The 13,764-nt window shown below is 72.4% G+C and carries 13 protein-coding genes; 7 read left to right on the top strand and 6 right to left on the bottom strand.

What is annotated here, in order from left to right:
- Window positions 1-100 precede the first annotated feature (100 nt).
- Entirely contained in the window at window positions 101-1,096 is a 996-nt protein-coding gene (locus tag ACGFYV_RS04615; RefSeq protein ID WP_393876874.1) for a hypothetical protein, read from the bottom strand.
- 124 nt (window positions 1,097-1,220) lie between these two features.
- Window positions 1,221-2,012 carry a VOC family protein gene (locus tag ACGFYV_RS04610; protein ID WP_393876873.1) on the bottom strand — a complete coding sequence of 264 codons (792 nt, stop codon included), beginning with the start codon at window positions 2,010-2,012 and terminating at the stop codon, window positions 1,221-1,223.
- A 333-nt stretch (window positions 2,013-2,345) separates the two neighbouring features.
- Between ACGFYV_RS04610 and ACGFYV_RS04605 the strand changes: the two genes are divergently transcribed.
- On the top strand, window positions 2,346-3,197 hold the full coding sequence (locus ACGFYV_RS04605; RefSeq protein ID WP_393876872.1) for a sulfurtransferase: 852 nt from the start codon (window positions 2,346-2,348) through the stop codon (window positions 3,195-3,197).
- Between the two features lie 103 nt (window positions 3,198-3,300).
- Here the strand turns inward: ACGFYV_RS04605 and sepH are convergent, their stop codons facing one another.
- Window positions 3,301-4,341, bottom strand: coding sequence for a septation protein SepH (gene sepH / locus ACGFYV_RS04600; RefSeq protein ID WP_393876871.1), 1,041 nt, complete (start codon window positions 4,339-4,341; stop codon window positions 3,301-3,303).
- Between the two features lie 497 nt (window positions 4,342-4,838).
- On the opposite strand from sepH, the gene ACGFYV_RS04595 reads away from it, so the two are divergent.
- Window positions 4,839-5,657 (top strand): hypothetical protein, encoded by an 819-nt coding sequence (locus ACGFYV_RS04595; RefSeq protein ID WP_393876870.1) that lies wholly within the window; start codon window positions 4,839-4,841, stop codon window positions 5,655-5,657.
- Here the strand turns inward: ACGFYV_RS04595 and ACGFYV_RS04590 are convergent.
- Together ACGFYV_RS04590 and ACGFYV_RS04585 are read right to left on the bottom strand one after the other, a co-directional pair.
- Window positions 5,581-6,909 (bottom strand): D-arabinono-1,4-lactone oxidase, encoded by a 1,329-nt coding sequence (locus ACGFYV_RS04590; RefSeq protein ID WP_393876869.1) that lies wholly within the window; start codon window positions 6,907-6,909, stop codon window positions 5,581-5,583. The two genes, ACGFYV_RS04595 and ACGFYV_RS04590, sit on opposite strands and share 77 nt — an antisense overlap.
- Window positions 6,869-8,107, bottom strand: coding sequence for an MFS transporter (locus ACGFYV_RS04585; protein WP_393876868.1), 1,239 nt, complete (start codon window positions 8,105-8,107; stop codon window positions 6,869-6,871). The genes ACGFYV_RS04590 and ACGFYV_RS04585 overlap by 41 nt, the downstream gene beginning before the upstream one ends.
- Before the next feature lie 184 nt (window positions 8,108-8,291).
- Between ACGFYV_RS04585 and ACGFYV_RS04580 the strand changes: the two genes are divergently transcribed.
- Window positions 8,292-9,419 carry a ferrochelatase gene (locus tag ACGFYV_RS04580; RefSeq protein ID WP_393876867.1) on the top strand — a complete coding sequence of 376 codons (1,128 nt, stop codon included), beginning with the start codon at window positions 8,292-8,294 and terminating at the stop codon, window positions 9,417-9,419.
- An 8-nt stretch (window positions 9,420-9,427) separates the two neighbouring features.
- Window positions 9,428-10,243 (top strand): inositol monophosphatase family protein, encoded by an 816-nt coding sequence (locus ACGFYV_RS04575; RefSeq protein WP_393876866.1) that lies wholly within the window; start codon window positions 9,428-9,430, stop codon window positions 10,241-10,243.
- Window positions 10,244-10,562: 319 nt separating this feature from the next.
- Here ACGFYV_RS04575 and ACGFYV_RS04570 read toward each other — a convergent pair whose 3' ends face one another.
- The gene (locus tag ACGFYV_RS04570) at window positions 10,563-10,736 is read right to left on the bottom strand and encodes a hypothetical protein (RefSeq protein WP_393876865.1); all 174 of its coding nucleotides are present in this window, start codon (window positions 10,734-10,736) and stop codon (window positions 10,563-10,565) included.
- Window positions 10,737-11,151: 415 nt separating this feature from the next.
- On the opposite strand from ACGFYV_RS04570, the gene ACGFYV_RS04565 reads away from it, so the two are divergent.
- The 3 genes from ACGFYV_RS04565 (at window position 11,152) to ACGFYV_RS04555 (ending at window position 13,757) form a co-directional block, all read left to right on the top strand.
- The gene (locus ACGFYV_RS04565; protein WP_393876864.1) at window positions 11,152-11,805 is read left to right on the top strand and encodes a response regulator transcription factor; all 654 of its coding nucleotides are present in this window, start codon (window positions 11,152-11,154) and stop codon (window positions 11,803-11,805) included.
- 5 nt (window positions 11,806-11,810) lie between these two features.
- Window positions 11,811-13,067, top strand: coding sequence for a sensor histidine kinase (locus tag ACGFYV_RS04560; protein WP_393876863.1), 1,257 nt, complete (start codon window positions 11,811-11,813; stop codon window positions 13,065-13,067).
- Between the two features lie 393 nt (window positions 13,068-13,460).
- Window positions 13,461-13,757 (top strand): DUF4193 domain-containing protein, encoded by a 297-nt coding sequence (locus ACGFYV_RS04555; protein WP_005481602.1) that lies wholly within the window; start codon window positions 13,461-13,463, stop codon window positions 13,755-13,757.
- Window positions 13,758-13,764: the final 7 nt, after the last annotated feature.

Below are 13,764 nucleotides of genomic sequence, written 5' to 3'. Positions count from 1 at the left end.
CCGGCCGGTCAGGCTGAACGCCCGCCGGTCAGGGTCACGCGCCCGCCAGGGCTGAACGCCGGCCGGTCGGGGCCACGCGCCCGCCAGGGCCGTACGCCGGTCAGGGTTGAACGCCGGTGATCTTCGTCCCGCCGTCCTCCTCCGCACCCTGGCGGTCCGTCAGGGTGCGGCTCAGGACCTGATCCGCTTCGACGAGCCGCTGCTCGATGGCCCGGGTCAGGTCCTCCACGTCCTCCAGGGTGAGGCCCTGCCCCGGCACCGGGCCGGTGTCCGCACCGGCGGCTGCCCGCAGAGCCGTCGTCAGCTCCCGGTCGGCCTGGGCGTAGCGGGTCAGGGACGCGAACACCTTGTCCTGCTTCGCCTGTACGAGCTTCAGCCGGTCCTGGTCGGCGGCGAGCCGGCGGGAACCCTCGTTCAGCCTGCGCTCCGTGGCCGTCAGCGCCTCCTGCGCCGCCGCGGCCCGCTCCAGGGTCTGCCGGGTCGACGGCTCCAGCACGGCGAGCTGCCGCTCGGTGAGCCGCAGCAGGTCGCCGGCCGCGGTGCGCAAGTCCCGGTCGACCGCCCCGGGGTCCCGGTCGCGCAGCTCCCGCAGCCGGGTGTCGACGGTCTCCCGTTGCGCCTGCAGCTCGTCCAGTTCCGCCACCAGCCGTTCCAACCGCCGGAGTTCGCCGACCTGTTGCCGCAGCTCCTCGTGTTCCGCCAGGCGGCGGCGCAGCTCGTCCTCCTTCGCCGCCAGCTCCTCCAGCGCCGCCCGTTGCGACGCCACCCGCTCGGCCGCCGCGGTGAGTTCGTCCATCAGGTCCGTGGTGCGCCGGCCCACTCCCTCGCCCGGCCGGGCCGCCTCCAGCAGTCCGGGCAGCGCCGCCGCGAGGTCACGGGCGTCCGTCAGCGCGTCGTCCAGCGCGTACAGGGCGTTCAGGGCGTCGGCCCCGTCGGCGTCGGCGTCGGGCGTGCCGTCACCGGAGACAGGGGCCGGCCGGTCGAGGGTGTCGGCGGCCCACCGGACGGCGCATCCCAGCACACGCAGTGCCGTCTCCCGGTCGGTGCGCCCGGAGTCCGCCAGCGCGTCCCCGATCTCCCGCCTGCTGTCGCGCACGGTGTCCCCTCCTGGGATCCTCGGCGGGGCCGCTCGGCGACCCGGGCCGTCCTGGCCGCCGGCGTATCGCCGGCGGCTCGCTCCGTAACTCCCCGGATTCCGCCCCGAGTTCAGCACCGAGCGCTCAGCGCGGGTCCTGGATCAGCGAGAACGGCGCCCCCTCCGGGTCCGCCACCGTCGCGACCCGCCCGTGCGGGCTGTCCTGCGGCGGCGTCAGGATCCGGCCGCCCAGCTCGGTGACCTGCCGCACCGCCGCGTCGGTGTCCTCGACCTGGAAGTAGGTCAGCCAGTGCGAACCCCGGTCCCGGGGCAGCGCGTGACCCACACCGTGCAGGCCGGCCACCGGGCGCCCCTCGACCTGGAGGGTGACGTGGTCGAAGTCGGCGGAGACCACCGGTTCCTCCGCGTACCCGAACACCGTCTCGTAGAACTTGGCGACGCTGACGGTCTCGTACGTCAGCAGCTCGTTCCAGGCGGGTGTGCCGGGCACGCCGCTGAGGGCCGTGCCGGGGTGGGCGGCTCCCTGCCAGATGCCGAACACCGCCCCCGAGGGATCGGAGGCGATGGCCATCCGCCCGGCGTCGGGCTCGTCCAGCGGGCCGACGGCCACCGTGCCCCCGCACAGCCGCACCTGATCGGCCGTCTGGTCCACGTCGTCCGAGGCGAGGTAGGGCGTCCAGGCGACCGGCAGCCGCAGGTCCGGGGGCAGCCGGCCGATGCCCGCGACCTCGCGCCCGTCCAGCAGGGCCCGCACATAGGGGCCGAGTTCCTGCGGGCCGGGTCCGAACTCCCAGCCGAACAGCCCCCGGTAGAACTCCTTGGTGTCGTCAAGGCCGTGCACCATCAGGGTCGCCCAGCAGGGCGTGCCGGGCGCGCGTCGCGCGTGCGGGCCTGCCGGCTCCCGTGCCTCGGTCATCGATCACTCTCTCCCCGGCCCCTCACGGTGGCCGTGTCGCATCCGCTCCCCGTACCGGACGTGCCGCCGGCGCGTCCACGTCCGCGCCGGTACCCGCATCCTCCGCCGTGTCACACGCCATGCCGAGGCGCCGCTCGGCATCTCTCGATCTCTCGATCTCTCGGAAGGATGTCCGATCTGCCGCCTCTCGCCGCTTCCGGAAGCTGGACGGCGGGTGTCGGTCAGTCGTACAGCGCGTGCCCGATCCCGTACGCGTGGTGATCGAGCGGGTCCGGCCGAGCAGAGTAGCGGGACCTGGACGCCGGGGCCACCCCTGGCGTATGGATGGACGCCATGACAGCCATCATCACCGCGTCCGAACTCGCCCACGACCTCACCGGAGAGCGTCCGCCCGTCCTGCTGGACGTCCGCTGGCAGTTGACCGCGGCGAAGGCCGCGGGCGCCCCCGCCTTCGACGGCCGCGCCGAGTACGCGGCCGGTCACATCCCCGGCGCGGTCTTCGTCGACCTGGACGGGGAACTCGCCTCGGCTCCGGGCGCGCGGGGCAGGCATCCGCTGCCGGACCTCGCCGGGTTCGGCGCGGCCATGCGCCGCGCGGGCGTGTCGGCCGACCGGCCGGTCGTCGTCTACGACGGCGGACAGGGCTGGGCCGCCGCGCGCGCGTGGTGGCTGCTGCGCTGGACGGGTCACCCGGACGTGCGGGTCCTCGACGGCGGGCTGACGGCGTGGGAGGGCGCGCTGTCGACGCAGGCACCGGCACCGGCCGAGGGCGACTTCGAACCGGCGCCGGGCGCCACCGAGTTGCTCGACGCGGACGGGGCCGCCGCCCTGGCCCGCTCGGGCGTGCTGCTGGACGCGCGCGCGGGGGAGCGGTACCGCGGCGAGGTGGAGCCGATCGACCGGGTCGGCGGGCACATCCCGGGCGCGGTGTCGGCGCCGACGACGGAGAACGTGGGCCCGGACGGGCGCTTCCTGCCGGCCGCCGACCTGAGGGACCGCTTCAAGGCACTCGGCGTGTCCGGGGAGGCGCCGGTGGGCGTGTACTGCGGCTCGGGCGTCTCGGCCGCGCACGAGGCGCTGGCCCTCGCGGTCGCGGGCATCCCGGCGGCCCTGTACGTCGGTTCCTGGTCGGAGTGGTCCGCCGACCCCTCCCGCCCGGTCGTGGTGGGCCCGGATCCCCAGTAGCCGGGACCCGCCGTAGCCGGCAGCGGCCCGACCGGCGGTGGGCGGCGAGAAGTGGGGGCACGCGCGCGTGCCCCCACCTCAGACGGCTGTACGGCCGGCCCGGCTACTCCTGCTTCTTGCGCCGGGTGCCGAACACGATCTCGTCCCAGCTCGGGACGGCGGCCCGGCGGCCGGGGCGGACGCCGTCGGCCTCGGCCTGACGGTCGGTCGCGCCGATGAGCCGGTCCCGGTGGCTGGTCACCGAGCGCGGCATGAGGACGTCCGCGTAGGCGGAGCCGGCCGATGCGGCGGGCGCCGGGGGTTCCTCCGCCGAGGACTCCTCAGTGGGTTCCTCCGGGGTCTCCGACGGCCGTTCCGGGACCACCAGGTCGCCCCGGAAGCTCGGCACCGCCTCCAGCAGGCTGGTCAGCGAGTCGCGTTCGCTCGTGCTCTCCTCGGCGGGCTCGGACGCCTGCGCGGGCAGGCTCGGCCGGTCGCGGTCGAGGCGCTCGAGAGCGCGGTCCATCGAACGCTCGCGCGGCAGGCGCGCGATGCGCGGCACGAACGGAAAGCTCGGCTCCGGTACGGCGAGGTCGTCGGACTCGCCGATCAGCGAGCGGGCCTCGTCGTCGACGGCCTGGACGAGCCGCCGGGGCGGGTCGTACGTCCAGCTCGCCGAGTGCGGTTCGCCCGCGACCCGGTAGACGAGCAGGACCTCCCAGGTGCCGTCGTCCCGTCGCCAGGAATCCCACTGCACGGTGTCCTTCTCGGCACCGCGCAGCAACAGGCGTTCCTGCACGGCCTCGCCGAGCGGCGGGCCGGAGTTCTCGCCGGGGCGTCGCACCGGGGTCTTGCGGGCGCGCTCGGCCATGAAGGCACGCTCGGCCAGCACCGGTCCCTCGAAGCGCCGGACCCGGTCGACGGGGATACCGGCGAGCTGGGCGACCTCTTCCGCGGTGGCACCGGCACGTATACGGGCCTGGATGTCACGGGGGCGGAGATGGCTCTCGACCTCGATCTCGATCTGCCCGAGGCGGGGCCGGTCGCCGCGCACGGCGGCGCGCAGCCGTTCGTCGATCGGAAGCGTGTACTCCGTCGCGTCGGCAGCCTTGAGCACCAGCCGTGTGCCGTCATTCGAGACGGCCACGACACGCAGTTCGGGCATGGGGACCTCCCGGGTGGTGCCTGCCGACGTCACGTGCGTCGCTGCTTCCGCTAGTCGAGTGTGGCCTGCCCGGGTGCAGCCTGCCACAACCTTGCCGAGTTGCCCGGCGTGTCGGGCAAGGGCCCTGGATCACCGTTATGGCACGGTTACCTGTTCGCAACGCTGAGTGACGAATTCCATCACCCTGTGCAACTAGCCCCCTCCCGGCGGTCCTGCAAGGCCCCGGACACCCTGGTGGGAGACCGGACCCAGGGCTCGCAACAGTACTCCATTCGGACCACGCGCGTGGGTGGGCGCGCCGCCCAACTTCCGGCAAGGAGTGCGGCGTGGCCGCGGGCGGGCCGTCGCGCCGATCACGAACGTGGCGTACTTCACGGAATCCACAGAAACGGAACTATTGGTTTCGCCTGTACGTCCCCTCTCGTGCAGGCGGCCGGTCCAGGCGACCGGGTGCGGGAAACGATGACCGGGTACGGGAAGCGGAGGCAGTCGCGGGTATGGGTGAAGCGCCCGATGCGGGTCGTAAGCGGTTCGACCTGAGCGTCCCCCAGGTCGCCGGCAGCGCGCTGGCGGCGGTCGTCGCGGCCAAACTGGCCTCCACCTTCGGGGTGTACGGCACGATCCTCGGCGCCGGCGTCGTCAGCGTCGTGGCCACCTGCGGCGGCTCCGTCCTCCAGCACTTCTTCCGGCGGACCGGGGAGCAGATCCGCGACGCGTCCGCCGCCGGCCGGCCGACGGGCGACACCCGAAAGGGGCATGAGGTACCGGCCGAGATGCACGGAGTGACGGCTGCGGGGCATGGAGCATCGGCTGCGGGGGAGTTCGGCGAGGGGACCGTCTACCGCGCGCGCGTGAAGAGCTGGAAGCGTCCGGTCCTCGCGGCCGCCGTTGTCTTCGGCGTCACCATGGCCGGCATCACGACGTACGAGCTGGCCTCCGGCAGCAGCTTCAGCGGCGGCAGGGGGACGACGGTCAGCGACGCCGTCGGCGGCAAGGGCCGGTCCGCGCCGAGGCCCGGCGCGGATTCCGGCTCGGACTCCGGTGACACCGGCCCCTCCTGGTCCCCGTCGCCCACGCCCCGTGAGGGCGGCGCCCCGGCCGGCGACGGCGCGTCGACCGGGGCGGCGACGCCCGCGCCGGGCGACTCCCCGAGCGGCCTCCCGAGTGGCTCCGACGGCGGGCGGCCGAGCGGCGCACCGGCCACCGCGACCCCCTCGCCCGGCGCGTCCACGGCCACGCCTACGAGCCCAGAACCCTCCGCAAGTAGTCGTTCTGGAACACCCGTTCCGGGTCGAGGCGGTTCCGCAACGCCGTGAACTCGCCGAAACGCGGGTACGCCTCGGCGAAGTACGCCGCGTCCCGCGTGTGCACCTTGCCCCAGTGCGGCCGGCCCTCGTGCGCGGTGAAGATGCGCTCGGCGGCGGTGAAGTAGGCCTGGTAAGGCGTGCCCCGGAACATGTGGACGGCGATGTAGGCGCTGTCCCGGCCGGAAGCCGTGGACAGGGTGATGTCGTCGGCCGGGGCGGTGCGCACCTCGACCGGGAAGCTGACGCGCAGGCCGGATCGGTCGACCAGGGCCTTCAGCTCGCGCAGCGTCTCGGCCAGGGCCGCGCGCGGAACGGCGTACTCCATCTCCACGAAGCGCACCCGGCGCGGCGAGGTGAAGACCTTGTAAGGGACGTCGGTGTACGTCCGCGCGGACAGCGCCCTGCTGGAGATCCGCGCGATCGCCGGGATAATCGTGGGCGCGGCACGGCCGACCCACTGGGCCACCTGGAAGACGCCGTTGGACAGGAACTCGTCCTCGAACCAGCCGGCCAACTGCCCCACCGGCCGCTCCGGGCCCGCGCTGCGGTTGTTGCGCTTGGTGTTGGTGTTGCCGGTGTGCGGGAACCAGTAGAACTCGAAGTGCTCGTTCTCCGCCCACAGTTGATCGAACTCGGCGAGGACGCGTGCGAGGGGCATCGGCTCCTCGCGCGCGGTGAGCAGGAACAGCGGCTCGACGGCGAACGTGATCGCGGTGACGACGCCGAGCGCGCCGAGGCCGATCCGGGCGGCGGCGAAGACCGCGCGCTCCTCTTCGGTCCCCGTCGCGGAGCACGTGAGCACCGAGCCGTCCGCCGTGACCAGTTCGAGCGCCTTGATCTGGGCGGCGATGGACGCGGACTCCCGGCCGGTGCCGTGCGTGCCCGTGCTGGTGGCCCCCGAGACGGTCTGCTCCATGATGTCGCCCATGTTGGCGAGCGACAGCCCCTCGCGCGCCAGGGCCATGTTGAGTCTCCTGAGCGGCGTGCCCGCCGCGACCGTGACGGTCATGGCCTCGCGGTCGATGGCGCGGATGCCGGTCAACAGGTCAGGGGCGATCAGCACGCCGTCGGTGGCGGCGACGGACGTGAAGGAGTGGCCGGTTCCGACGGCCTTCACCGTCAGGCCGTCCTCGGCGGCCCTGCGCACCTCGGCCGCCACTTCCTCCACCGAGGCCGGCGTGACCTGCCGGGCGGGCCGGGCGGACACATTGCCGGCCCAGTTACGCCACGTGCCGTTCCTGCCGCTCGTCGTGGTGCTCAACGGTGCCTCCCCGCCCCGCGGCCGGCCTGCGGAGCCGGCGGTACCCGAGGAAACCGACCGTGACCGCGACGGCCCCGGACGCGACCGGAACCCCGTACCCGGCGCGCGCACCGGCTGCGTCGATCACCCAGCCGGCCACGGACGAGCCGAGCGCGACCCCGACCGCGAGGCCGGTACTCACCCAGGTCATGCCCTCGGTGAGGTTCGCGCGAGGTACGTGCTTTTCGATGAGGGACATCGTGGTGATCATCGTCGGTGCGATGGACAGCCCCGCAACGAACAGCGCCACGGCCAGAAGCGGCAGGTTTCCGACCAGTAGGAGGGGGATCATACTCACGGCCATCGTCACCACGCCCAGCAGCCAGCGCCGTTCCGGCGCCCCGCCCGGACGCAGCAGCCCGAAGACCATGCCGGCCACGCAGGAGCCGGCGGCGTACAGCGCGAGCACCACGCTCGCGGCGCCCTTGTGGCCGCGTTCGTCGGCGAAGGCCACGGTGACCACGTCGACCGCGCCGAAGGTGGCCCCGGTGGCCGCGAAGGTCGCCACCAGCACCTGGAGTCCGGGAGCACGCAGGGCGCTGCCGCCGCCGTGCTGGGTGCGCGGGTGCGGCTCGGGCTCGGTGGCGCGCTGGGCGGTCAGCCAGAAGACGCCGACGGCGAGGAAGCAGGCGGCCAGCAGCGGACCCGCCTCCGGGAACCAGGCCGTGGACAGGCCGATGGAGATGATCGGCCCGAAGATGAAGCAGGCCTCGTCGATGACCGACTCGAACGAGTAGGCGGTGTGCAGCTTCGGGGTCCCCGTGTACAGGGCGGCCCAGCGGGACCTGATCATCGTGCCCAGGCTCGGCACCGAGCCGATGCCGGCGGCGCACACGAACAGCGTCCAGTCCGGCCACCGCAGATGCGCGGCGAGCAGCAGTCCGGCCGCCGCCGCGAGGGCCGCGAGGGTCGCCGGGCGCAGCACCCGGCGCTGCCCGTACTGGTCCACCAGCCGGGATATCTGCGGTCCGATGGCGGCGGCGGACAGGGCGATGGTGGCCGAGAGCGCGCCCGCGAGGCCGTAGCGGCCGGAGAGCTGGGAGACCATCGTGACCACGCCGATGCCCATCATCGACAGCGGCATGCGGCCGAGGAAGCCCGCGGCGGAGAACGCCTTCGTGCCGGGTTCGGTGAACAGGGCGCGGTAAGGGCTGGGCACGTGGTCTCCGGGGCGGCTCGTAAGGCGCGAATGCGGCTGATACAGCTTACGGGCGAGGTGCGCCCCGTCGCACCAGGGATGACCGTCGCACGAAGTAGCCGGACATACATTCCCAAGCCGTACGAAACTCGACTCTTCACCCTGCCGTTGCCCACCTGTCAGGGCCGGGTGGGAGGATCAAGACATGCCAGACGCGCTCGATGCCACTCCGTACGACGCCCTGCTCCTGCTCTCCTTCGGCGGGCCCGAAGGCCCCGACGACGTGGTCCCGTTCCTGGAGAACGTCACGCGCGGGCGCGGCATCCCCAAGGAACGCCTCAAGGAGGTCGGGCAGCACTACTTCCTCTTCGGCGGGGTCAGCCCGATCAACGACCAGAACCGCGCGCTGCTCGACGCCCTCCGCAAGGACTTCGCCGGGCACGGCCTGGATCTGCCGGTCTACTGGGGCAACCGCAACTGGGCGCCGTATCTCACGGACACCCTGCGCGAGATGGCCGCCGACGGCCGCCGGCGCATCCTGGTGCTCGCCACCAGCGCCTACGCCTCCTACTCGGGCTGCCGCCAGTACCGCGAGAACCTCGCCGACGCGCTCGCCACGCTGGAGGCCGAGGGCATCGAGCTGCCCCGGGTCGACAAGCTGCGGCACTACTTCAACCACCCGGGCTTCGTCGAGCCCATGGTCGAGGGCGTCCTGAACTCGCTCGCCGACCTCCCCGAGGACGTCCGCGACGGCGCCCACATCGCCTTCACCACCCACTCCATCCCGACCGCCGCCGCCGACACCTCCGGCCCGGTCGAGGACCACGGCGAGGGCGGTGCGTACGTCGAACAGCACCTGGACGTGGCCCAGTTGATCGCCGACGCGGTCCGCGAGCGCACCGGCGTCGACCACCCCTGGCGGCTCGTCTACCAGTCCCGGTCCGGCGCCCCGCACATCCCGTGGCTCGAACCGGACATCTGCGACCACCTCCAGGAGCGGCAGGCCGCCGGCGCCCCGGCCGTCGTCATGGCGCCCATCGGCTTCGTCTCCGACCACATGGAGGTCCTCTACGACCTCGACACCGAGGCGACGGCCAAGGCCGGGGAACTGGGCCTGCCGGTGCGCCGCTCGGCCACCGTGGGCGCCGACCCGCGCTTCGCCGCGGCCGTCCGCGAGCTGATCCTGGAGCGGGCCGGCGTGGAGCGCGGCCAGGACGTCACCCCGTGCGCCCTCGGCGCGCTCGGCGCCAGCCACGACGTCTGCCCGGTCGGCTGCTGCCCGTCGCGCACCCCCCGCCCCGCCGCCGCGGGCACCGACAGCCCCTACGCGTAAGGAGACCCGTGACCGACGCCCTGCACAAGGAACTGCTCGAACTCGCCCAGGAGGCCGCCCGCAGCGCCGGCGCGCTGCTGCGGGACGGCCGCCCGGCCGACCTCGCCGTGGCCAGGACGAAGTCCAGCCCGATCGACGTCGTCACCGAGATGGACATCGCGGCGGAGAAGCTGATCACCGACCTGATCTCCGCCGCCCGCCCCGACGACGGCTTCCTCGGCGAGGAGGGCGCCGCCACCGAGGGGACCAGCGGCGTCCGCTGGGTGATCGACCCGCTCGACGGCACCGTCAACTACCTGTACGGGCTGCCGACCTGGGCCGTGTCCATCGCGGCCGAGCAGGACGGCGAGACCGTCGTCGGGGTCGTCGCGGCCCCGATGCGCGGCGAGACGTACCACGCGGTGCGCGGTGGCGGTGCGTGGGCCGTGGGCGCGTGGGAGGGGGAGCGCGCGCTGTCCTGCCGTCCGGCGCCCCCGCTGGACCAGGCGCTGGTCTCCACCGGGTTCAACTACGTCACCGAGGTCCGCACCCACCAGGCCGGGGTGGTCGCCCGGCTGGTCCCGCTGCTGCGCGACATCCGGCGCGGCGGCTCGGCGGCGGTCGACCTGTGCGACGTGGCCTGCGGCCGGCTGGACGGCTACTTCGAGCGGGGACTGCACGCGTGGGACTTCGCCGCGGGCGACCTGATCGCCCGGGAAGCCGGCGCCCTGACCGGCGGACGCCCCGGAGACCGCCCCTCACGCGACCTGACCGTCGCCGCTTCACCAGGCGTCTTCGAGCCCCTCCAGCACCTACTGGAAAACCTCGGAGCCTGGCACGACTGACACCCCGCAACCGTCCCGGTCGGGCGGGTACCGCGCGGTGCGGGGCGGGTGCTGACCTGCGCGGGAGCTGGCACCGTGGCGCGGATGTCGGTCTGCACCGGACCTGAGTCCGTGGAGTGGATGTCGGTCCGTGCGGGGCCTGAGTCCGTGGAGCGGATGTCGCGGTCCGGGCGGGGCCGGAGGCCGCGCCTGGGGGGCGGGTGGTCGGCCGTGGGGGAGCCGGTGCGCGGGGCGGATGCCGGCCCGTGCGGGGTGCGGGTGTGGGAAAACCCCCGGCGCTGGATTCGCCGGGGGTTTTCTCGTGTGTGGTTCGGGTGGATCAGACGCGTGACGCGCCGACCTCCACACCGTGTTCGGCAGCGAGGCGTCGCAGGTCGTCGAGTTCGGCCTGCTCCACCTCGACGAGGAAGTCGTCGCCCTCGTCGAGGGCCCGCGAAAGGTCGGACTCGGTCGACCTTATGCGCTGCAGAAGTCCTGCGGTGAATGCGTCCATGTGCGCCCCCTCGTCCAGGGTCGTGGGTCGGTGGCACGGGGGTGTGCCGGTTGAGAAGGGGCGATCACGGCTCTCGCGGGTGCCCAGCGACGCCCTGCCGGGCGGCGACGGTGCCGGACACCCACGCCCGCTCTGCGGAAAGCGGACCGTGAAGTACCACATGGTGCTGCGGCACATGCAGAGCGTGATCGCGGGGTGTACCAGCCGTCCTCCCCCAGCTCCGTTCCGCGGAAACCTCAACCGTGGAGAAAATCTCGTATTCCGGCCCCGCCGCCCCCGTCTCTGCGGCCACAGCCCCCGTCTTACAGCCGACTTATGGCCGAAAAGGGCAGGATGGAGGCCACACTCCCACGGACCCCCTGCCCGCCGGCGCCCTGGTGCGCCGCGCGGGCGGGACACAGGAAGGACAAGCGACGTGCGCGTACTCGTCGTCGAGGACGAGCAGCTGCTCGCCGATGCGGTGGCCACCGGACTGCGCCGGGAGGCCATGGCCGTCGACGTCGTGTACGACGGTGCGGCCGCCCTGGAGCGCATCGGCGTCAACGACTACGACGTGATCGTCCTCGACCGGGACCTCCCGCTCGTGCACGGCGACGACGTCTGCCGCAAGGTCGTGGAGCTGGGCATGCCCACGCGCGTGCTCATGCTCACCGCCTCCGGCGACGTCAGCGACCGCGTCGAGGGCCTGGAGATCGGTGCTGACGACTACCTCCCCAAGCCGTTCGCGTTCAGCGAGCTGATCGCGCGCGTGCGCGCCCTGGGACGGCGTACGAGCATGCCTCTGCCGCCGGTCCTGGAGCGCGCCGGGATCAAGCTCGACCCCAACCGCCGCGAGGTCTTCCGCGACGGCAAGGAGGTCCAGCTCGCGCCCAAGGAGTTCGCGGTCCTGGAGGTGCTGATGCGCAGCGAGGGCGCGGTCGTCTCGGCCGAGCAGCTGCTGGAGAAGGCCTGGGACGAGAACACCGACCCGTTCACCAACGTCGTACGCGTGACGGTCATGACGCTGCGCCGCAAGCTCGGTGAGCCGCCCGTCATCGTGACGGTGCCCGGCTCCGGCTACCGGATCTGATCCCCGTGGCCGCGACACCCGCGCCGCCCCAGGCGCCCCCGAGACCCACCTGGGACCCCAGGAGGCCGCAGCCCCCCTTCCCGTGGCTGCGCCCGACCATCCGGATACGGCTCACGCTGCTGTACGGCGGCATGTTCCTGATCGCCGGCATCCTGCTGCTGTCGATCATCTATCTGCTCGCCGCGCAGGCGATCAGCACCGGCAACCAGCCGCCGTTCCGGATCGTCAGCTTCTCGCAGGGTTCCCAGCTGAAGATCACCAGCGACTACTGCCCCGCGATCAACTCCTCCAGCCTGTCGCTGCAGGACTTCAACGACGCGATCAGCCAGTGCGTCGACCAGCGGCGCGAGACCGCCCTGAACGACCTGCTCAGCCGCTCGCTGCTGGCCCTGCTGGGCCTCGCCGTGATCGCCTTCGCGTTCGGCTACGCGATGGCGGGCCGCGTGCTGTCCCCGCTCGGCCGGATCACCCGCACCGCCCGTCAGGTGGCCGGCTCCGACCTGTCCCGCCGGATCGAGCTGGACGGACCGGACGACGAGCTGAAGGAGCTGGCGGACACCTTCGACGACATGCTGGAGCGGCTGGAGCGCGCCTTCACGGCCCAGCAGCGCTTCGTCGGCAACGCCTCCCACGAGCTGCGGACGCCCCTGGCGATCAACCGCACGCTCCTGGAGGTGCACCTGTCGGACCCGCACGCCCCGGTGGAGCTCCAGCAGCTCGGCAAGACGCTGCTGGCCACCAACGAGCGCAGCGAGCAGCTGGTGGAGGGCCTGCTGCTGCTCGCCCGCAGCGACAACCAGATCGTCGAGCGCAAGCCCGTCGACCTCGCCGAGGTCGCCGGCCAGGCCATCGACCAGGTGCACGCCGAGGCGGAGGCCAAGGGCGTCGAGATCCGCGGCGAGCGGGGGCCCGCCGTGGTGCAGGGCAACGGCGTGCTGCTGGAGCGGATCGCGCTGAACCTCGTCCAGAACGCGGTGCGCTACAACGTGCCCAAGGACGGCTGGGTCGAGGTGGACACACGGGTCGAGAACGGGCAGGCCGTGCTCACCGTGTCGAACACCGGCCCGGTGGTGCCGGCGTACGAGATCGACAACCTCTTCGAGCCCTTCAGACGGCTCCGCACCGAGCGCACGGGCAGCGACAAGGGCGTGGGCCTCGGCCTGTCCATCGTCCGGTCCGTGGCCCGCGCGCACGGCGGGCACATCATGGCGCGGCCGCGCGAGGGCGGGGGTCTGGTGATGCGCGTCACCATGCCGTTGTGACGAAGATCCGACACACGCGGAGGATGTTCGCTTTGCGCGGAATTTTCTCACCGTCCCGCGAGGTTCTTCTTGTGTGATCGATCACATGGCCAGATTTCCGGCCATGTACTCTCAGTGATCATGATTGTCGGTGGAAAGCCGGGAAAATCCGGGTTTTCAGGGCTCTTGATCACGGGAAGTACACGGTGAGGCGCCTTTGAGGTGCGCTATTCGAACCGTGTACGGTCCTCAGCGCCATCCAAGCCGATCACTCTTGAGAGGTCGGATTGGGTGTCGATTGAGTAACAGACCTTGATGTGAGGCAAAATCTCCGCCTCAGGTCGGGCACAAGTCCGGCCTCTCACGCGTTACGTGCGCTGGAGACACCGCAGACACCCAGAGGGGGAGAGCGACATGGCAACCGATTACGACACTCCACGCAAGACCGATGACGACGTCGACTCGGACAGCCTTGAAGAACTGAAGGCCCGTCGGAACGACAAGTCCACCTCAGCGGTGGACGTCGACGAGTTCGAGGCCGCCGAGGGCCTCGAACTGCCGGGCGCCGACCTCTCGAACGAGGAGCTGGCCGTCCGCGTGCTGCCCAAGCAGCAGGACGAGTTCACCTGCATGAGCTGCTTCCTGGTGCACCACCGCAGCCAGCTGGCCCGGGAGAAGAACGGCCAGCCGATCTGCCGCGACTGCGACTGAGGGCGGG

The sequence above is a fragment of the Streptomyces sp. NPDC048297 genome (assembly GCF_043201585.1).
In the GTDB taxonomy this organism is placed as follows: Bacteria; Actinomycetota; Actinomycetes; order Streptomycetales; family Streptomycetaceae; genus Streptomyces.
The sequence above is the reverse complement of the archived record's forward strand: the minus strand, read 5'-3'. Positions and strand labels throughout refer to the sequence as shown.

What these genes read in the sequence shown, in the direction of transcription:
- sepH (WP_393876871.1), bottom strand. Translation starts at nt 4,341, where the DNA reads ATGCCCGAACTGCGTGTCGTGGCCGTCTCGAATGACGGCACACGGCTG.
- ACGFYV_RS04570 (WP_393876865.1), bottom strand. Translation starts at nt 10,736, where the DNA reads ATGGACGCATTCACCGCAGGACTTCTGCAGCGCATAAGGTCGACCGAG.
- ACGFYV_RS04605 (WP_393876872.1), top strand. Translation starts at nt 2,346, where the DNA reads ATGACAGCCATCATCACCGCGTCCGAACTCGCCCACGACCTCACCGGA.
- ACGFYV_RS04555 (WP_005481602.1), top strand. Translation starts at nt 13,461, where the DNA reads ATGGCAACCGATTACGACACTCCACGCAAGACCGATGACGACGTCGAC.
- ACGFYV_RS04595 (WP_393876870.1), top strand. Translation starts at nt 4,839, where the DNA reads ATGGGTGAAGCGCCCGATGCGGGTCGTAAGCGGTTCGACCTGAGCGTC.
- ACGFYV_RS04610 (WP_393876873.1), bottom strand. Translation starts at nt 2,012, where the DNA reads ATGACCGAGGCACGGGAGCCGGCAGGCCCGCACGCGCGACGCGCGCCC.
- ACGFYV_RS04580 (WP_393876867.1), top strand. Translation starts at nt 8,292, where the DNA reads ATGCCAGACGCGCTCGATGCCACTCCGTACGACGCCCTGCTCCTGCTC.